The following is a 16041-nucleotide window of genomic DNA, read 5'->3' on the forward strand; positions in this document are numbered from 1 at the left end:
CACGAAAGGCTCCCGCCGGTGCCTTTTTCTCCCGGTCGGCGCAGGGTTGACGGGAGTCGGACGTTGATGCACATTGAAGCAGCTTTGATCTTCCTTGTGCACCAACGTCCTTGCGGGGAGCGCGATGGAGTTCGCCGTACTTGGGCCGCTTCACGTCTCGGATGACCAAGGGCCGCTGCCGCTCGGCGTCGGCAAGCAGCGCACCCTGCTGGCCGAGCTCCTGTGCCGGGCCGGCCGCCCGGTCTCCCCCGCCACGCTCGTCGAGGCCCTGTGGGAGCAGCGCCCGCCGCGCACCGCCGCCGACAACCTGCGCCTGTACGTGCACCAGCTCCGCCGGACGCTCGGCCAGGACCGCATCACCCGCACCGACGCGGGTTTCGTCCTGGCCGTGCACCCCGGCGAGCTGGACGCCGAACGCTTCGAGACCCTGGCCGGCCGGGGCGGCGACGCGCTGTCCGGCGGCGACCACGAACAGGCCGCCGCGCTGCTGCGTCAGGCGCTGGCGTTGTGGCGCGGGCCCGCCTACGCGGGGCTGAACCTCACCGCCGGGCTGCGCGACCACGCCCGCCGCCTGGAGGAGGAGCGCCTGGCGGCCCTGGAGCACCGGATCGAGGCCGACCTGGCCCGCGGCCTGCACGCCATGCTGATCGCGGAGCTGACCGAGCTGGTCGCCGAGCACCCGCTGCGCGAACGCCCGCGCCGCCAGCTCATGCTCGCCCTGGCCCGGTCGGGACGGCAGGCCGAGGCGCTGGCCAGCTACCGCGAGGCCCGCCGGGTGTTCGCCGCCGAGCTGGGCCTCGACCCCGGCGCCGAGCTCAACCGCCTGCACCAGGCCATCCTCACCGGCACCCTCGACCCGGCCCCCGGCGGCGCGGCCGGCGCCGCCGGGCCCGCGGCGCGCTCCCCCGCCCAGCTCCCGACCGACATCTCCGACTTCACCGGACGCGGCGAGCAGCTCGCCCAGCTCACCGCCCTGCTCGGCGACGAACCGCCGCAGGGCCCCGGCCAGGTGCGGGTGTGCGTGATCGCGGGCATGGGCGGCGTCGGCAAGACCACGCTGGCCGTGCACGCCGCGCACCGCATCGCCCGCCACTACCCCGACGGCCAGCTGCACACGAACCTGCACGGCGCCGAGGCCAGCCCGGCCGACCCCGGACAGGTGCTGGCCGCCTTCCTCACCGCGCTCGGCGTGCCGCGCTCCACGCTGCCCGAGAGCGTGGACGAGCGGGCCGCGCTGTTCCGCAGCAGCCTGGCCGAGCGGCGCATGCTGATCGTGCTCGACAACGCCGCCTCCGAGCAGCAGGTGCGCCCGCTGCTGCCGGGCACGTCCGGCTGCGCCGTCATCATCACCAGCAGGGCCAGGCTGAGCGGCCTGTCCGGGGCGGCCCTGATCGAGCTGTCGGTGCTGCACCTGCGGCAGGGCGTGCGTCTGCTGGCCAGGATCGCCGGCGCCGGGCGGGTGGAGGCCGAGCCGGAGGCGGCGGCGGAGATCGTCCGGCTCTCCGACGGGATCCCGCTGGCCGTGCGGGTGGCCGGGGCCCGGCTGGTGGCCCGGCCGCACTGGCCGCTGACCCGGCTGGCCGGGCAGCTCAAGGACGAGCGGCGGCGGCTCGACCAGTTCGCGACCGGCGACCTGGCGGTCCGGGCGAGCCTGGCGCTCAGCTACGTGGGGCTGGAACCGGCCGCGCGGCGGGCCTTCCGGTTGCTCGGCACGCTGGAGGCGCCCGACTTCGCCGGATGGGTGGCGGGCGCGCTGCTGGACCTGCCCGTGCCGGTGGGCGAGGAGCTGGTGGAGTCGCTGGTGGACACCCAGCTCGTGCTGATCAGCGGCGTCGATCCGGCCGGGCAGCCGCGCTACCGCTTCCACGACCTGGTCCGCCTGTACGCCCGCGAACGTGCCGAGCTGGAGGACCGGCCCGAGGCGGTCGCGGCGGCGCTCGGCCGGGCCTTCGGCGGCTGGCTGGCGCTGGCCGAGCAGGCGACCGAACGCGTCCAGGGCAGCTCCTCGGCCATCATCCACGGCTCGGCCCCGCGCTGGAGCTCGCCCGACGGCACGCCGCTGGAGATCCGGCAGGACCCGATGGCCTGGTTCGACACCGAGCGCACCGCGCTGGTCGCGGCGATCCGCCAGGCGTGCGCGCTCGGCCTGGCCGAGGTCGCCTGGGACACCGCCTGCTGCGCCGAGCGCTACTTCGACGTGAGCGGCCTGTTCGACGACTGGCGGGCGCTGCACGAGCGGGTGCTGGCCGCCTGCCTGGCCGCCGGCGACCGGCTGGGCGAGGCGGTGATCCGGCGCGGCCTCATGCACGCCACCACCTGGACCGAGACCGGCGGCGCCATGGCCGCCCAGTACGACGGCGCCGAACGCCTGATCGCCATGTTCACCGAACTGGACGAGCGGCGCGGCCTGTCCGACGCGTACGTGCTGCGCGCCTGGGGCGAGGCGGCCCGGGGCGACATGGCGCAGGGCCTGCGCTCGGGCCGCATCGCGCTGGAGCTGGCCGAGCGCAGCGGCCACCAGGGCGGCGAGGCCAGGGCGCACGTGTGCATGGCCGTCGCCTACGGCACCAGGGACATCAGGATGGCCATCGTCCACCTGCTGCGCGGCCTCGACCTGGCCACCAAGCTCGGCAACCCCCGCTTCGAGGCCACGACCCTGCAGTTCCTCGGCCTGGCCCACGCCCACGCCAAGGAGTTCGAGGCGGGGCTGGAGTACATGGTGCGGGCGCTGGCCATCTACCGGCAGATCCGCGACCCGCTGCTGGAGACGATGGGCCTGGTCGCCCTGGCCAAGCTGTACGCCGGCCACCACGACCCGCGGGCCAGGGCGGTCGCCGAGGCGGCCGAGCTGCTGAGCCGCTCCCACCGGCTGGCCCACCACCGGGCCGACGCGCTGTGGGTGCTGGGCGGGGTGGACCTGGCCGAGGGCCGGGTGAAGGAGGCCGTCGCGCACCTGGAGGAGTCGGTGCGGCTGTGGCGCGCGCGGGGCTGGCAGGAGTTCCTGGCGGGGGCGCTGGACAGCCTGGCCGAGGCGTACACGGCGGCGGGCGACCCGGCGGCCGCGGCCACGGCCCGGCGGGAGGCTCGCTCGCTTGCCGGTTCTCCTCAGGCGGGTTGAGTATCCGAGCGCTCGTGTCCCCGTCCCCGCCGCGGGCATGCTGGCCGTCAGGACCAGTGTGAGGAGAGAGATGCCGCGTTCCGCCCTGCTGTGGGCCGTGATCCTGATCGCCGGAGGCGTCGCCGCCGTGGCCGTGTGCGTGCTCACCGCGCCCGCGGTCGCGCCCGGCGCGCCGAAGGACGTCCTGGACTCCCCGGCGCTTCTGCCGGCCTTCGCCGCGCTGGCGGTCCTGGCCGGGCTGGCCGCGTGGGCCGTCCCGCATCCGTTGTGGGGGGCCGTCGCCGCCGCGCCGTTCTTCGTGCACTTCGCCGCCGGGGTGGTGAGCGAGCTGCGCGGGGGCGGGCAGGGGTTGTGGCCGGTCGGGCTGATGTTCCTGATCGGCCTGACGTTGCTGCCCCTGGCCGCCTCGCTCGTCACGTCGCTGATCGCCAGATCCCGCTGAGCCCCACGGCGACCGTACTGCGTACGGTACGATCGCCTACCCGCTCCGCATTTGATGTGACAAGAAGGGATTCCGTGGCCTCCAGCGCCAAGTCCGACGCCGTACGCACCCGATCCGCCGATCACACCGCCGCCGACAGCCACGACGTCATCCAGGTACGCGGCGCCCGCGAGAACAACCTCACCGGCGTCGACCTCGACCTGCCCAAGCGCCGCCTCACCGTGTTCACCGGCGTGTCCGGCTCGGGGAAGTCCTCGCTCGTCTTCGACACGATCGCCGCGGAGTCCCGGCGGCTGATCGACGAGACGTACACCACGTTCGTCCAGAACTTCATGCCGAGCCTGGCCCGTCCCGACGTGGACTCGCTGCGGAACCTCAGCGCGGCGATCATCGTGGACCAGGAGCGGATGGGCACCAACGCCCGCTCGACCGTGGGCACCGCCACCGACACCTACACGATGCTCCGGATCCTGTTCAGCCGGCTGGGCTCCCCCCAGGTGGGGCCGCCGTTCGCGTTCAGCTTCAACCGCGCCGAGGGCATGTGCCCCGAGTGCGAGGGGCTCGGCAAGGTCGCCGGCGTCGACGTCGACGAGCTGGTGGACCGGGACAAGTCGCTGAACGATGGCGCCATCAAGGTCCCCGGGTACGCGGTGGACACCTGGTACTGGCAGATCATGGTCGGCTCGGGCCTGTACGACCCCGACACCAAGCTGCGCGACTTCACCCCCGAGCAGTGGGCGGACCTGCTCGACAAGCCCGCCACGAAGATCAAGTACGGCACCAGCAACTTCACCTACGAAGGGCTGGTCACCAAGGTCAAGCGCCAGTACCTGGCCAAGGACCGCGAGTCGATGCAGCCGCAGGCGCGCGCCTTCGCCGACCGGGCGCTCAAGCTGACCGGCTGCACCGCCTGCGGCGGCTCGCGCCTGAACGAGGCCGCCCGGTCCTCCCGCATCGACGGCCGCAACATCGCCGACTGCTCGGCCATGCAGATCAACGACCTGGCCGAGTTCGTCAAGGGCATCGGGGACCCGAGCGTCGGCCCGGTGCTCCAGGGGCTGCGCGACACGCTGGACTCCCTGGTCGAGATCGGCCTCGGCTACCTCAGCCTCGACCGCGAGTCCGGCACGCTGTCGGGCGGCGAGGCCCAGCGGGTGAAGATGGTGCGGCACCTCACCTCCAGCCTGACCGACGTCACCTACGTCTTCGACGAGCCGACGGCCGGGCTGCACCCGCACGACATCCAGCGGATGAACAACCTGCTGTTGCAGCTGCGCGACAAGGGCAACACCGTGCTCGTGGTCGAGCACAAGCCCGAGGTGATCGAGATCGCCGACCACATCGTGGACCTCGGTCCCGGCGCGGGCACCGGCGGCGGCCGCATCTGCTACGCCGGCGACCTCGACGGGCTGCCCGGCTCGGGCACCCTGACCGGCCGCTACCTCGGCCACCGGGCCGCGCTGCGCGCCTCCGTCCGCCCGGCGAAGGGGCATCTGGAGGTGCGCGGCGCCACGCTGCACAACCTGCGCGGCGTCGACGTGGACATCCCGCTCGGGGTGCTCACCGTCGTCACGGGCGTGGCGGGCTCGGGCAAGAGCTCCCTGATCCACGGGTACGTGTCCGGCCGCGAGGGCGTGGTGGTCGCCGACCAGTCGCCGATCCGCGGGTCACGGCGCAGCAACCCGGCCACGTACACGGGCGTGCTCGACCCCATCCGCACGGCGTTCGCCAAGGCCAACGGGGTCAAGCCGGCCCTGTTCAGCGCGAACTCCGAGGGCGCCTGCCCGGCCTGCAAGGGCATCGGCCTGATCTACACCGAGCTGGCGATGATGGCCGACGTGGCCTCGGTGTGCGAGGCGTGCGAGGGGCGCCGGTTCACGCCGGAGGTGCTGACGTACCGGCTGCGCGGCAAGAACATCAGCGAGGTGCTGGAGATGCCGGTGGCCGAGGCCCGTGCGTTCTTCCCGAGCGGCCAGGCCAGGACGATCCTCGACCGCCTCGACTCGGTCGGCCTGGGCTACCTCGGGCTCGGCCAGCCGCTCACCACGCTGTCGGGCGGCGAGCGCCAGCGGCTCAAGCTGGCCATCCACATGGCCAAGAACGGCACCACGTACGTGCTGGACGAGCCCACCACCGGCCTGCACCTGGCCGACGTGGACCAGCTCCTGGCCCTGCTCGACCGGCTGGTGGACGACGGCAACACGGTCATCGTCATCGAGCACCACCAGGCGGTGATGGCCCACGCCGACTGGATCATCGACCTGGGTCCCGGGGCGGGCCACGACGGCGGCCGGGTGGTGTTCACCGGCACCCCGGCCGAGCTGGTGGCCAAGGGCGACTCGCTCACCGCCGTGCACCTGCGCGACTACGTGGGACAGGCGTGATACGACGCCCCCTGGGCCACCGGGCTCAGGGGGCCCGCCCGCCGGACCGGGCGACGCCCGGGGGCCTCAGACGGCCAGGCGGGCGAGGATGCGGGCGAACTCCGGCGGCGGGGCCACCACCAGCCTCGTCTGCCCCTGCTGCAACACGATGTCGGCCTTGATCAGCGTCAGCCGTCCCTGGTGCCACCAGTAGACCTGCGCGCTCAGCCCGCCGGTGCGGGCCGCGTGCACCCGCAGGCGTTCGATGGCGCGCACCACCCCGATGCCGTCCACCGGGCGCACCAGCACCGTGTACGGGTCCGGCAGCACCACCAGCACCCCGTCGGCGGGCACCGTGAGGTGGTCGCCGAGCCAGCGCAGGTGCGTGGCGGCCGACGGGTGGGCGCCGGTCAGCCGGGTCACCGGCGTGCCGCCCAGCTCGATGCGCTCGACCTGCAGCCGCTCGGCCCGCCGGACGTTCGCCACGGCCAGGTCGAGCGCCTGAGCCGTCGGGACGGGCCAGCAGCCGGCCTCCTCGGGCCGCACCAGGCGTGAGCCGACGGTCAGCAGCTCCACCAGGTCGGCGTTGAGGTGCCGCCCCACCACCCGGGTCAGGTCGGGGACCTCGTCCACCGCCTCGACCCGGGTGCGCAGCAGGGGCGCGGCCTGGTCGAGGTCGCAGGCGTCGTAACGCTCGTCGGCGGTGGCCAGGGCGTGCGCGAGGTGCTCGGAGACCAGCACCGGCCAGTCCTCCCTGGCCCGGCGCCCGGCCTCGCGGCGCAGCCCGGTCAGCCTCACCACCAGCTCCGCGACGCCGTCGCCGCGCAGGGTCAGCGACGCGCCGTCGCGGGCGAACTCGCACACGAACCCCAGGGACTCCGCGACGAGGCCGAGCAGGGAGTCGAGGTCGACGTCCTCGATCGGCCGGCGGGAGGGCTCCCGGTCACGCCTGAAGAAGCTCACACACCGTCCCCTCTGTCGGATTCGTCCCTTTAGGTGTCTTCCTACCTTGCCTGCTCGCCGTCGCGGAACGGACCAGCCAGGGAGCACGATTCGGTATCGATAACCCCAAGCTCCCCCAGCCACACGCTCATCTGTGGTGACCCGTGCCCCACCGGAAGCCCGGCCACCACGGGCACCCCGAGCGGCGCGAGCCGGTCGGCCAGCACCGGGTACGGATCGCCGCAGTCCACCCACGACCCGAGCGCGATCCCCCGCACGCCGTCGAACGCCCCGGCCTGCAGCAGCTGCGTCAGCATCCGGTCGATCCGGTACGGCTCCTCCCCGATGTCCTCCAGCAGCACCAGCTTGCCGTCGAACGAGGGCTGGTACCGGGTGCCGCACATCGAGGCCAGCAGCGACAGGTTGCCCCCGGTGAGCACGCCCTCGGCCCGTCCGGGCACCAGCACCCGGTCGCCCCGCACGGTCGCGCTCTCCCCGGCCAGCGCCGCCCACAGGCTCTCCCACGAACGCGGCTCGGGGCCCTGCTCGGCGGCGATCGTGTCGCAGGCCGTCATCGGCCCGTGCAGCGTGGGCACGCCCAGCTCGATCGCGAAGGCGTTGTGCAGGGCCGTGATGTCGCTCGACCCGACCAGCACCTTGGGCCCGGCCGCGCGCATGGCGTCCCAGTCGAGCAGGCCGAGCAGCCGGGCCGCGCCGTAGCCGCCCCGGCCGCAGAACACCACCGACACGGCCGGGTCGCACCAGGCGGCCTGGAGGTCGGCGGCGCGGGCGGCGTCCTGGCCGGCCAGGTAGTCGAGATCCTGGCGGTCGAGCGCGTGCGCCCCCGCCACCACCTTCAGCCCGAGGGCCTCCAACCGCTCGACGCCGCGCTGGAACAGCACAGGTGAGGGCGGCCCCGACGGCATGACGATCGCGACGGTGTCACCTTGCTGCATCGGTCAACTCCTGCACGCCTGGGAGCGCCGGGGCCCGGGTAAGCACCGAAACGCTGATTGGCTCGTTCACCTGCCAAACGGTGTCACACTTGTGGTCCAGTATGCGACTTCCGCCCCACATCCTCGTGGTCAACGGCATCAAGGTCCGCAGGCCCGTCTTCCTGCTCGGCGCCCCGCACTCCGGCGCGGACCTGCTGGCCCGCGCCCTCAAACGCTCCCCCGGCTTCCACGTCACGACGGGCCGCGCGAGCGTGGCGCACGTCGTGTACGCCTTCGCCCGCAAACCGTCCATCGGCCGCACGTCGGGCGCGGTGCGCGTGCTGCGCGACGCGCTGGCCGAGTCCTGGCAGGTCTCCCCGCGCTCGTGCGGGCAGTGCGCCCAGCCGTGCCGGGAGGCGGGCGGCGTGACCGGCAGCGGGCCGTGCGTGGAGCCCGGCGAGGTGACGCGGTTCGGCGACGGCAGCCCCGACCTGCTCTACAGCGCGCCCGTGCTGCTGCAGGCGTTCCCCGACGCCCGGTTCGTCCAGCTCATCAGGGACGGCAGGGACGCCGTCGCCGGCATGCTCGCCGACCCGGCGTGCCTGGCCTGGTTCAAGCCCGCGATGCTCTCCGACAGCACCGAGTTCCCCAACGCCTTCCTCGGCGTCAACAAGGACGAGCACCTCGACCGGTGGAAGGGCATGCCCGCGGCGGGCAAGGCGGCGCTGCGCTGGCGCAGCGCCGTGCGGCTGAGCGCCGAGCTGCGCCGGGAGCTGCCCGAGCGGCAGCTGCTCACCATCCGCTACGAGGACCTGGCGCTCAAACCCGCCGACACGCTCGCCGCGCTCACCGAGTTCCTGGAGACGCGGGTGTCCAAGATCGCGCTGTACGGCTCGCGCGTCCCCGAGGTCGGCGCCTGGCGGGCCCGGCTGCGGCCGGCCGACCTGGAGCTGGTGGAGAAGGTCGCCCGGCAGGAGCTCACCCGGCTGGGCTATCTCCCGAGCTGAACTGGGTGCGGTAGAGCTCGGCGTAGTGGCCGCCGCGCGCCAGCAGCTCCTCGTGCCGGCCCCGCTCGGCCACGCGCCCGTCGTGCACGACCAGGATCTCGTCGGCCTCCCTGATCGTGGACAGCCGGTGGGCGATGACCAGCGACGTACGGCCGTGCAGGGCCGTCTTGAGCGCGAGCTGCACGGCCGCCTCGGACTCGGAGTCGAGGTGCGCGGTCGCCTCGTCGAGCACGACCACGCGCGGCGCCTTCAGCAGCAGCCTGGCCAGCGCGAGCCGCTGCTTCTCGCCGCCGGACAGCCGGTAGCCGCGGTCGCCGACGACGGTGTCGAGCCCGTCGGGCAGCCCCTCGACCAGGTCGCCGATCTGCGCGGCCCGCAGCGCGTCGCGGATCTCCTCCTCGCTCGCGCCGGGCCTGGCGTAGCGGAGGTTGGCCCCGATCGTGTCGTGGAACAGGTGGGCGTCCTGCATGACGACGCCGACGGTGTCGCGCAGCGAGTCGAGCGTGGCCTCGCGCACGTCGAGCCCGTTGATCCGGACGGCCCCCTCGTTGACGTCGTAGAGCCGGGAGACCAGGGAGGTGATGGTGGTCTTGCCCGCGCCGGAGTGGCCGACCAGCGCGATCATCTCGCCGGGCCGGGCGGTGAAGGAGACGCCCTTCAGCACCTCCTGCGACGGGCCGCCGGAGTCCTGGCGGGCCACCGACTCCAGGGAGGCCAGCGAGACCTCCTCGGCCGCCGGGTAGCGGAAGCGCACGTCGTCGAACTCGATGGTGACCGGGCCCTTCGGCACCGGACGCGCGCCGGGCCGCTGCGCGACCATCGGCTTGAGGTCGAGGATCTCGAAGACGCGGTCGAAGCTGACCAGCGCCGTCATCACGTCGACGTGCACGTTGGACAGGGACGTCAGCGGGCCGTACAGGCGCATCAGCAGGGCGGTCAGGGCCACCAGCGTGCCCAGCTCGAAGGCGCCGCCGACGGCGAGCACGCCGCCGATGCCGTAGACCAGCGCGGTGGCCAGGGCCGCGACCAGGCCGAGCGCGACCCGGAAGACCGTGCCGTACATGCCGACGGTCACGCCGACGTCGCGGACGCGCCCGGCCCGGGCGGCGTAGGTGGCCGCGTCGTCCTCGGGCCGGCCGTAGAGCTTGGCGACCATCGCGCCGGCCACGTTGAAGCGTTCGGTGGTGACCGAGCTCATCTCGGCGTCGAGCTGCATCTGCTCGCGGGTCAGCGCGGACATGCGCCGGCCGACGTACTTGGCGGGCACGATGAAGATCGGCAGCAGCACCAGCGCGACCAGCGTGACCTGCCACGACAGCGCCAGCATCGCGCCCAGCACCAGGACCAGGCTGACCACGTTGGACACCACGGACGACAGCGTGCTGGTCAGCGCCCGCTGGGCGCCGATCACGTCGCTGTTGAGCCGGCTGACCAGCGCGCCGGTCTGCGCCCGCATGAAGAAGGCCACCGGCATGCGCTGCACGTGGTCGAAGACCTCGGTGCGCAGGTCGTAGATGAGCCCCTCGCCGATGCGCGCGGAGAACCAGCGCTGTGCCAGCGTCAGCGCGGCGTCGAGGACGGCGAGCGCGGCGATGGCCACGGCCAGGCCGATCACCACGTCGGTGCGGCCGGTCAGGATGCCGTCGTCGATGATCGCCTTCATCAGCAGCGGGTTGGCCACCACGATCACCGCCCCGGCCACCACGAGCAGCAGGAACGCCGCGATCTTCCTGAGGTGCGGGCGCGCGTGCCTGCCGATGCGCCGGACCGTGCCCGGCGCGATGCGCTGCTTGGTCACCGAGCCGTCGCGGCGCAGTGACATCCAGACCTGAGGGCCGAAGCCCCCTCCCATCATCGCCATACGGGGGATCCCTCCTCCTCCCCCGGATTCAGCGTCGCGAGGACCTCCGGCGATTCCGCGATCCGCTCACGGCGAACCGGAGCCCCGCCTCCGGCCGGCCGTCCTAACGCGGGCCGAACAGGGCTTTGATGCGCTTGGCCTGCTCCCTGCCCTCGGCCGCACTCTGCTCCTCCAGGGTGCGCGCCCGCGCCCCCTGGAGGAGGCGCTTCGTCGCCACCGCCGCGTCCCGGTTCGTCGACAGCAGCTCCGCGATCTTGTTCTGTACGGTCTTGTCCAGGTTGCCCCCGGCGACCACCTGCTCCGCGAGGCCGATGCGCATGGCCTCCTCGGCGTACACGTTCCTGGCGGTCAGGCAGATGTCGATCGCCTTGGCCAGTCCGACCAGCTCGACCAGCGGTTTGGTCCCCGTCAGATCAGGGACCAGGCCCAGTGCGGGCTCTTTCATGCAGAAGGTGACGTCGTCGGCCACGATGCGCAGGTCACAGGCGAGCGCGAGCTGGAACCCCGCGCCGATCGCGTGCCCCTGCACGGCGGCGATGGAGACGATCTCCGGGCGGCGCAGCCACAGGAAACCGTCCTGTGCCTGACGTATGCGCTGCTCGAAGGTCTCGCCGTCGGTTGCGGCGGCCGAGCTGAACGAGCCCTGTCCGGGCACTCCCTCCGGTGTGAACATCCGCAGGTCGATTCCTGCCGAGAAGGACGGTCCCTCACCTTTCACGACGACGACGCGCACCTGTTCGGGAAGGCTCTCCCCGATGCGAGCCAACGCCGACCATGTCGCGAACGTCTGGGCGTTGCGCTTTTCCGGCCGGTCCAGCGTGATCGTCGCTATCTCACCGTCCACCTCATGGCGAAGCCCGATCTCCGCCAGCCTTTCGGCAGAGACGTCCTCCGCGTTCCCCCCGCGCTGTGGTGCCTGTGCTTCCGCCATCGCCTGCTCCCTGTGTCCGGTCGCGCACGGGGTGCGCCACCAAGGCTGACCGTCGCGCCCGAGCTTACAGAATATGATTCTGGCTCGGGCGCGACAGCGGCTGACTAGGGACGGGCGGCTGCGGTCGCACGTTCCGAGACAGCCGTCAGCGCTTGGTCTTGCCTCGAGTCGCCCCGCCGCGCCCGCGCAGAGTCACACCGGACTCGCTAAGGATGCGGTGGATGAACCCGTAAGACCGACCGGTCGAAGCGGCCAGGGCGCGGATGCTCTCGCCCTGTGCGTAGCGCTTCTTGAGATCGCCGGCCAGTTTTTCCCGGTCGGCCCCGGTGACCCGGGTGCCCTTCTTCAGTGTCTCGGCCACGAGTACCTCCTGTAGTGCCGGACTTCCGCAGCGTTACTCCGCCATGATCAGTCATTTCAGCGGGATCGGCTACCTACTCCACGGGAAAAGATCCGTACCCACTCAAATTAAGATCAGGCAAGTGCCACAAGATCGGAAAATTCGTCGCTCCACGCGTCTTCAGTTCCGTCAGGCAGCAAGATCACCCTATCCGGTGACAAGGCGTCAACGGCACCCTCGTCATGGGTGACGAGGACGATTGCTCCTGAATACGACCTCAGAGCGTTGAGAACCTGCTCGCGGCTGACCGGATCGAGGTTGTTCGTGGGCTCGTCGAGCAGCAGGACGTTGGCGCTCGACAGCACCAGGATCGCCAGCGCGAGCCGGGTCTTCTCGCCGCCGGACAGGACACCGGCGGGCTTGTCGACGTCGTCGCCGGAGAACAGGAACGAGCCGAGGACCTTGCGCAGCTCGGTGTCGGTGAACTCGCCGCCCGCCGAGCGCATGTTCTCCAGGAGCGTGCGGGAGGGGTCGAGGGTCTCGTGCTCCTGGGCGTAGTAGCCGACCTTCAGGCCGTGGCCGGGCCGCAGCTCGCCGGTGTCGGGGGACTCGATGCCGCCGAGTATGCGCAGCAGCGTGGTCTTGCCGGCGCCGTTGAGGCCGAGGATGACGACCCTGTGACCTCGGTCGATGGCCACGTTGACGTCGGTGAACACCTCCAGGGAGCCGTAGGACTTCGACAGGCCCTCGGCCATGAGCGGCGTGCGGCCGCACGGCAGCGGCTCGGGGAAGCGCAGACGGGCGACCTTGTCGCTCTGGCGCTCCTCCTCGGTGCCGGCCAGCAGGCGGTGGGCGCGGCGCATCATGTCCTGGGCCGCCTTGGCCTTGGTGGCCTTGGCGCGCATCTTGTCGGCCTGGGCCAGCAGCGCGCCCGCCTGCTTCTCGGCGTTGGCGCGCTCGCGCTTCCTGCGCTTCTCGTCGGTCTCGCGCTGGGCCAGGTAGGCCTTCCAGCCGACGTTGTAGTGGTCGATCACCGAACGGTTGGCGTCGAGGTGGAGGACCTTGTTGACCGTGGCTTCAAGAAGGCCGACGTCGTGACTGATGATCACCAAGCCACCTTGATGAGAGCGCAAAAAATCACGAAGCCACCCGATTGAGTCCGCATCTAGGTGGTTTGTCGGCTCGTCGAGAAGGAGAGTTTCCGCTCCGCTGAAAAGAATTCGCGCCAATTCCACGCGGCGCCGCTGACCGCCGGAAAGCGTTTGCAACGTCTGGCCGAGGACCCGGTCGGGCAGGCCGAGGCTGGAGGCGATGGAGGCGGCCTCGGACTCGGCCGCGTAGCCGCCGAGCACGTGCATCTGGTCTTCGAGCCTGCCGTACCGCTTGACGGCCTTCTCGCGGGTGCGCTCGTCGGCGGAGGACATGCCGATCTCGGCCTCGCGCAGCTTGCGCAGGACCTCGTCGAGGCCGCGCGCGGACAGGATGCGGTCGCGGGCCAGCACCTGCAGGTCGCCCGTACGGGGGTCCTGGGGCAGGTAGCCGATGCTGCCGGAGGAGGTGACCGAGCCCGCGGCGGGCAGCGCCTCCCCCGCGAGCACCTTGGTCAGGGTGGTCTTGCCCGCGCCGTTGCGGCCGACCAGACCTATCTTGTCGCCGGGGTTGACCCGGAAGGAGGCGTTCTCGATGAGCAGGCGCGCGCCCGCGCGCAGCTCGATGTCACTGGCGATGATCATATTGGCGGACACTCCCGAGCTAGGAAACGAGGATTGGGCGTGCGACCGCCGGTCAATCGGGAGTATGCATACAGATCAGTGTAGGGCCCCCGTGCCAGGCGCTACCTCTGCTTATAGGGGCTCCAGGTGCCCTCCGGTACGCGTGGGACAGGGGTCGTCAGGCCGGCAGCGCGGTCGCGGCGCCGGCGGCCATCCCGTCGAGCATGAGGTGCAGGTACTTCTCCGGACGGGCGGCCACGGGGGCGGGCAGCCCGTCCGGGTGGCAGGTGAAGACGTTGAGCAGGCTGACGACGTCCTCCCAGGTCACGTCGGGACGCATGCCGCCCTCGGCCTGGGCCCGGCGGACGAGCCCCTGGAGCAGCCCCAGCCAGCGTTCCTTGCTCTCGGCGAACTCCGCCGTGCCCGCGATGGCCTCCTCCGGCAGGTGGGCCAGCGCGGCGGCCAGCGCGACGCGGCCGGGGGCGGCGGCCCACTGCACGAAGCCGCGCAGCGCGCTCCAGGCGTCCCGCTCGCCGTCGACGGCGTGCTCCAGGGCCTCGGCCAGCGACTGGACGTAATGCTCGCCCAGCGCGGCGATGAGCGCGTCGCGGTCGGGGAAGCGGCGGTAGAGGGTGCCCACGCCGACGCCGGCCTGCCGCGCGATGAGCTCCATGGGCGCGTTGACGCCGCGCTCGGCCATCACCCGGGCGGCCGCGTCGAGGATCTTGACCAGGTTCCTTCTGGCGTCCGCGCGCACGTCCCGACCTCCTAAGTGGACGAATTGTTTCCGCTTAGTGTACCGTCCAGGCAACCGGACGAAGAGATTCCACTTAGGAGGCCATCATGATCGTGATCACCGGCGCGACCGGGTCCATCGGCCGGGCCCTGGTCGCCCAGCTCGCCGGCGAGGACGTGCTCGCGGTGTCGCGGACGCCCGCCGACCTGGGCGTGCCGCACGCCGTCGGCGACTTCACCCGGCCGGAGACGATCGGCCGGCTGCTGTCCCCCGGCGACCGGCTGTTCCTCAACAGCTCGCCGTTCCCCGGGTTCGCCGAGCGGCTCAACGAGGTCGTCGACCTGGCCGCCGAGGCGGGCGTGGCGCAGATCGTCGAGGTCTCGGTACGCGACGCAGCCCCCGGCGCCGCGCTCAGCGCCGGGCCCCACGGCGAGGTCGACGAGCACCTGCGGGCCTCCGGCGTGCCGCACGCCGTGCTGCAGCCGACCGGGTTCATGCAGAACCTGCTCGGCGAGGTGCGCGGCGACCGCTTCCACGGCTCCTGGGGCGCCGGCGGGATGAACTACATCGACGCCAGGGACATCGCCGCGGTGGCCGCCGCCCTGCTGACCCGGCCGGTGGGCGCGTCGGGCTCGTACCTGCTGACCGGGCCCGAGTCGCCCACCCACGAGGAGATCGCGGCGACGATGACCCGCGTGCTGGGGCGTCCCGTGTCCTACGTGGACCTGCCGGTGCCCGAGATGGCCACGCGGCTGGCCGGGCAGGGGATCCCTGAGCCGTTCGCCACCGAGCTGGCCACCACGCAGGCGACGCTGAGCCGGACCGGCTGGGCGGAGATCACCACCACCGTCGAGGACGTCACCGGCCGCCCGCCCCGCACCCTGGCCGCCTTCGTCGCCGACCACGCCGACGCCTTCCTCCCGGCGTCCTGACCACCTCGACGAACCCTCAGGGCTCAGGACGGGTCGACCACCCGGATCCGGACGGCCCGGAACCGGGCGGGCGCGTCGCGCAGGACCGCGAGCCTCGGGTCGGGCACCACCAGGAACGGCTCGCTCTCCAGAGCGAACACCGGCGCGAGCCGCCGGTCGCCGCGCAGCGCGTCGACCGCCCGCCGGTCGCCGCCGAGCACCACCGCCTCCAGCTCGCCGAGCCGCGGCACGAGCACCCGCGCCGCCGTCTCCGCCGCGCTGTCGAAGGCCTGGGCCGCCTGTTTCTGCCGCCTCCTGGCGAAGCGCTGCTGCGACCACCCGCCGGCCGCCGTACGTCCCTGCACCAGCCGGGAGCCGACCTTGGAGTCCAGCAGCTCGGCGCCGTGGAACACGCCGGCCGCGTACCCGCCGAGCCGGACCAGCAGCACGCCCACCCGCCGCGCGGCCTGCGCGTGCGCGGCCAGCCTGGTCACGTGCGGCGGGCCGGGGGTCATGGGCGGGAACGGCACGTGCAGCTCGGCCAGCGCGCCGTCGGCGGCGGTCAGGCGGACCACGCGGTCGTCGCCGGCGGCCTCGAAGGGGCCGTGGCGGCCGGCGAACCCGTCGATCCAGGGGTGCACGCGCTCGGGCGGCACCGTGACCCAGCGGCCGCCGCCTCTGGCCGGACGCGCGCTCATGCGGGAAGGGTAACCGAACGACATTCCCTTCACGAGAAGGGGGGA

13 protein-coding genes are annotated in these 16041 nt (G+C 72.5%); 5 read left to right on the top strand and 8 right to left on the bottom strand.

Going from position 1 to position 16041, the window contains the following annotated elements; genetic code table 11:
• Positions 1 to 124 precede the first annotated feature (124 nt).
• The 3 genes from ACIBQ6_RS38545 (at position 125) to ACIBQ6_RS38555 (ending at position 5944) form a co-directional block, all read left to right on the top strand.
• Positions 125 to 3118, top strand: coding sequence for an AfsR/SARP family transcriptional regulator (locus ACIBQ6_RS38545; RefSeq protein ID WP_397218135.1), 2994 nt, complete (start codon positions 125 to 127; stop codon positions 3116 to 3118).
• A 70-nt stretch (positions 3119 to 3188) separates the two neighbouring features.
• A complete protein-coding gene (locus tag ACIBQ6_RS38550) occupies positions 3189 to 3560 on the top strand; it encodes a hypothetical protein (RefSeq protein ID WP_397218138.1) in 372 nt (123 codons plus the stop codon).
• A gap of 458 nt (positions 3561 to 4018) precedes the next feature.
• The gene (locus tag ACIBQ6_RS38555; protein WP_397218235.1) at positions 4019 to 5944 is read left to right on the top strand and encodes an ATP-binding cassette domain-containing protein; all 1926 of its coding nucleotides are present in this window, start codon (positions 4019 to 4021) and stop codon (positions 5942 to 5944) included.
• Positions 5945 to 6010: 66 nt separating this feature from the next.
• Here the strand turns inward: ACIBQ6_RS38555 and ACIBQ6_RS38560 are convergent, their stop codons facing one another.
• Together ACIBQ6_RS38560 and ACIBQ6_RS38565 are read right to left on the bottom strand one after the other, a co-directional pair.
• Positions 6011 to 6886 (bottom strand): hypothetical protein, encoded by an 876-nt coding sequence (locus tag ACIBQ6_RS38560; RefSeq protein WP_397158883.1) that lies wholly within the window; start codon positions 6884 to 6886, stop codon positions 6011 to 6013.
• A gap of 41 nt (positions 6887 to 6927) precedes the next feature.
• A complete protein-coding gene (locus ACIBQ6_RS38565; RefSeq protein ID WP_358300076.1) occupies positions 6928 to 7821 on the bottom strand; it encodes an LD-carboxypeptidase in 894 nt (297 codons plus the stop codon).
• A 101-nt stretch (positions 7822 to 7922) separates the two neighbouring features.
• On the opposite strand from ACIBQ6_RS38565, the gene ACIBQ6_RS38570 reads away from it, so the two are divergent.
• Positions 7923 to 8807: a sulfotransferase family protein gene (locus tag ACIBQ6_RS38570; protein ID WP_397218140.1), complete on the top strand. Its 885-nt coding sequence runs from the start codon at positions 7923 to 7925 to the stop codon at positions 8805 to 8807.
• Here ACIBQ6_RS38570 and ACIBQ6_RS38575 read toward each other — a convergent pair.
• The 5 genes from ACIBQ6_RS38575 to ACIBQ6_RS38595 all read right to left on the bottom strand — a co-directional run bounded on the left by ACIBQ6_RS38575 (position 8779) and on the right by ACIBQ6_RS38595 (position 14408).
• Positions 8779 to 10668 (bottom strand): ABC transporter ATP-binding protein, encoded by a 1890-nt coding sequence (locus ACIBQ6_RS38575; protein ID WP_358300082.1) that lies wholly within the window; start codon positions 10666 to 10668, stop codon positions 8779 to 8781. The genes ACIBQ6_RS38570 and ACIBQ6_RS38575 overlap by 29 nt on opposite strands.
• Positions 10669 to 10771: 103 nt before the next feature.
• Positions 10772 to 11599: an enoyl-CoA hydratase/isomerase family protein gene (locus ACIBQ6_RS38580; protein WP_397218142.1), complete on the bottom strand. Its 828-nt coding sequence runs from the start codon at positions 11597 to 11599 to the stop codon at positions 10772 to 10774.
• 145 nt (positions 11600 to 11744) lie between these two features.
• Positions 11745 to 11960 carry a helix-turn-helix domain-containing protein gene (locus ACIBQ6_RS38585; protein ID WP_352363545.1) on the bottom strand — a complete coding sequence of 72 codons (216 nt, stop codon included), beginning with the start codon at positions 11958 to 11960 and terminating at the stop codon, positions 11745 to 11747.
• A 113-nt stretch (positions 11961 to 12073) separates the two neighbouring features.
• A complete protein-coding gene (locus ACIBQ6_RS38590) occupies positions 12074 to 13672 on the bottom strand; it encodes an ABC-F family ATP-binding cassette domain-containing protein (protein WP_358300088.1) in 1599 nt (532 codons plus the stop codon).
• A gap of 157 nt (positions 13673 to 13829) precedes the next feature.
• A complete protein-coding gene (locus tag ACIBQ6_RS38595; RefSeq protein WP_397218144.1) occupies positions 13830 to 14408 on the bottom strand; it encodes a TetR/AcrR family transcriptional regulator in 579 nt (192 codons plus the stop codon).
• Positions 14409 to 14494: 86 nt separating this feature from the next.
• On the opposite strand from ACIBQ6_RS38595, the gene ACIBQ6_RS38600 reads away from it, so the two are divergent.
• Positions 14495 to 15319: an NAD(P)H-binding protein gene (locus ACIBQ6_RS38600; RefSeq protein ID WP_397218147.1), complete on the top strand. Its 825-nt coding sequence runs from the start codon at positions 14495 to 14497 to the stop codon at positions 15317 to 15319.
• Between the two features lie 23 nt (positions 15320 to 15342).
• Here the strand turns inward: ACIBQ6_RS38600 and ACIBQ6_RS38605 are convergent, their stop codons facing one another.
• Positions 15343 to 15996, bottom strand: a complete 654-nt coding sequence (locus ACIBQ6_RS38605) for an acVLRF1 family peptidyl-tRNA hydrolase (RefSeq protein ID WP_397218150.1) — start codon at positions 15994 to 15996, stop codon at positions 15343 to 15345.
• Positions 15997 to 16041: the final 45 nt, after the last annotated feature.

It is taken from the genome of Nonomuraea sp. NPDC049655, assembly GCF_044465465.1.
Taxonomy (GTDB): Bacteria; Actinomycetota; Actinomycetes; order Streptosporangiales; family Streptosporangiaceae; genus Nonomuraea.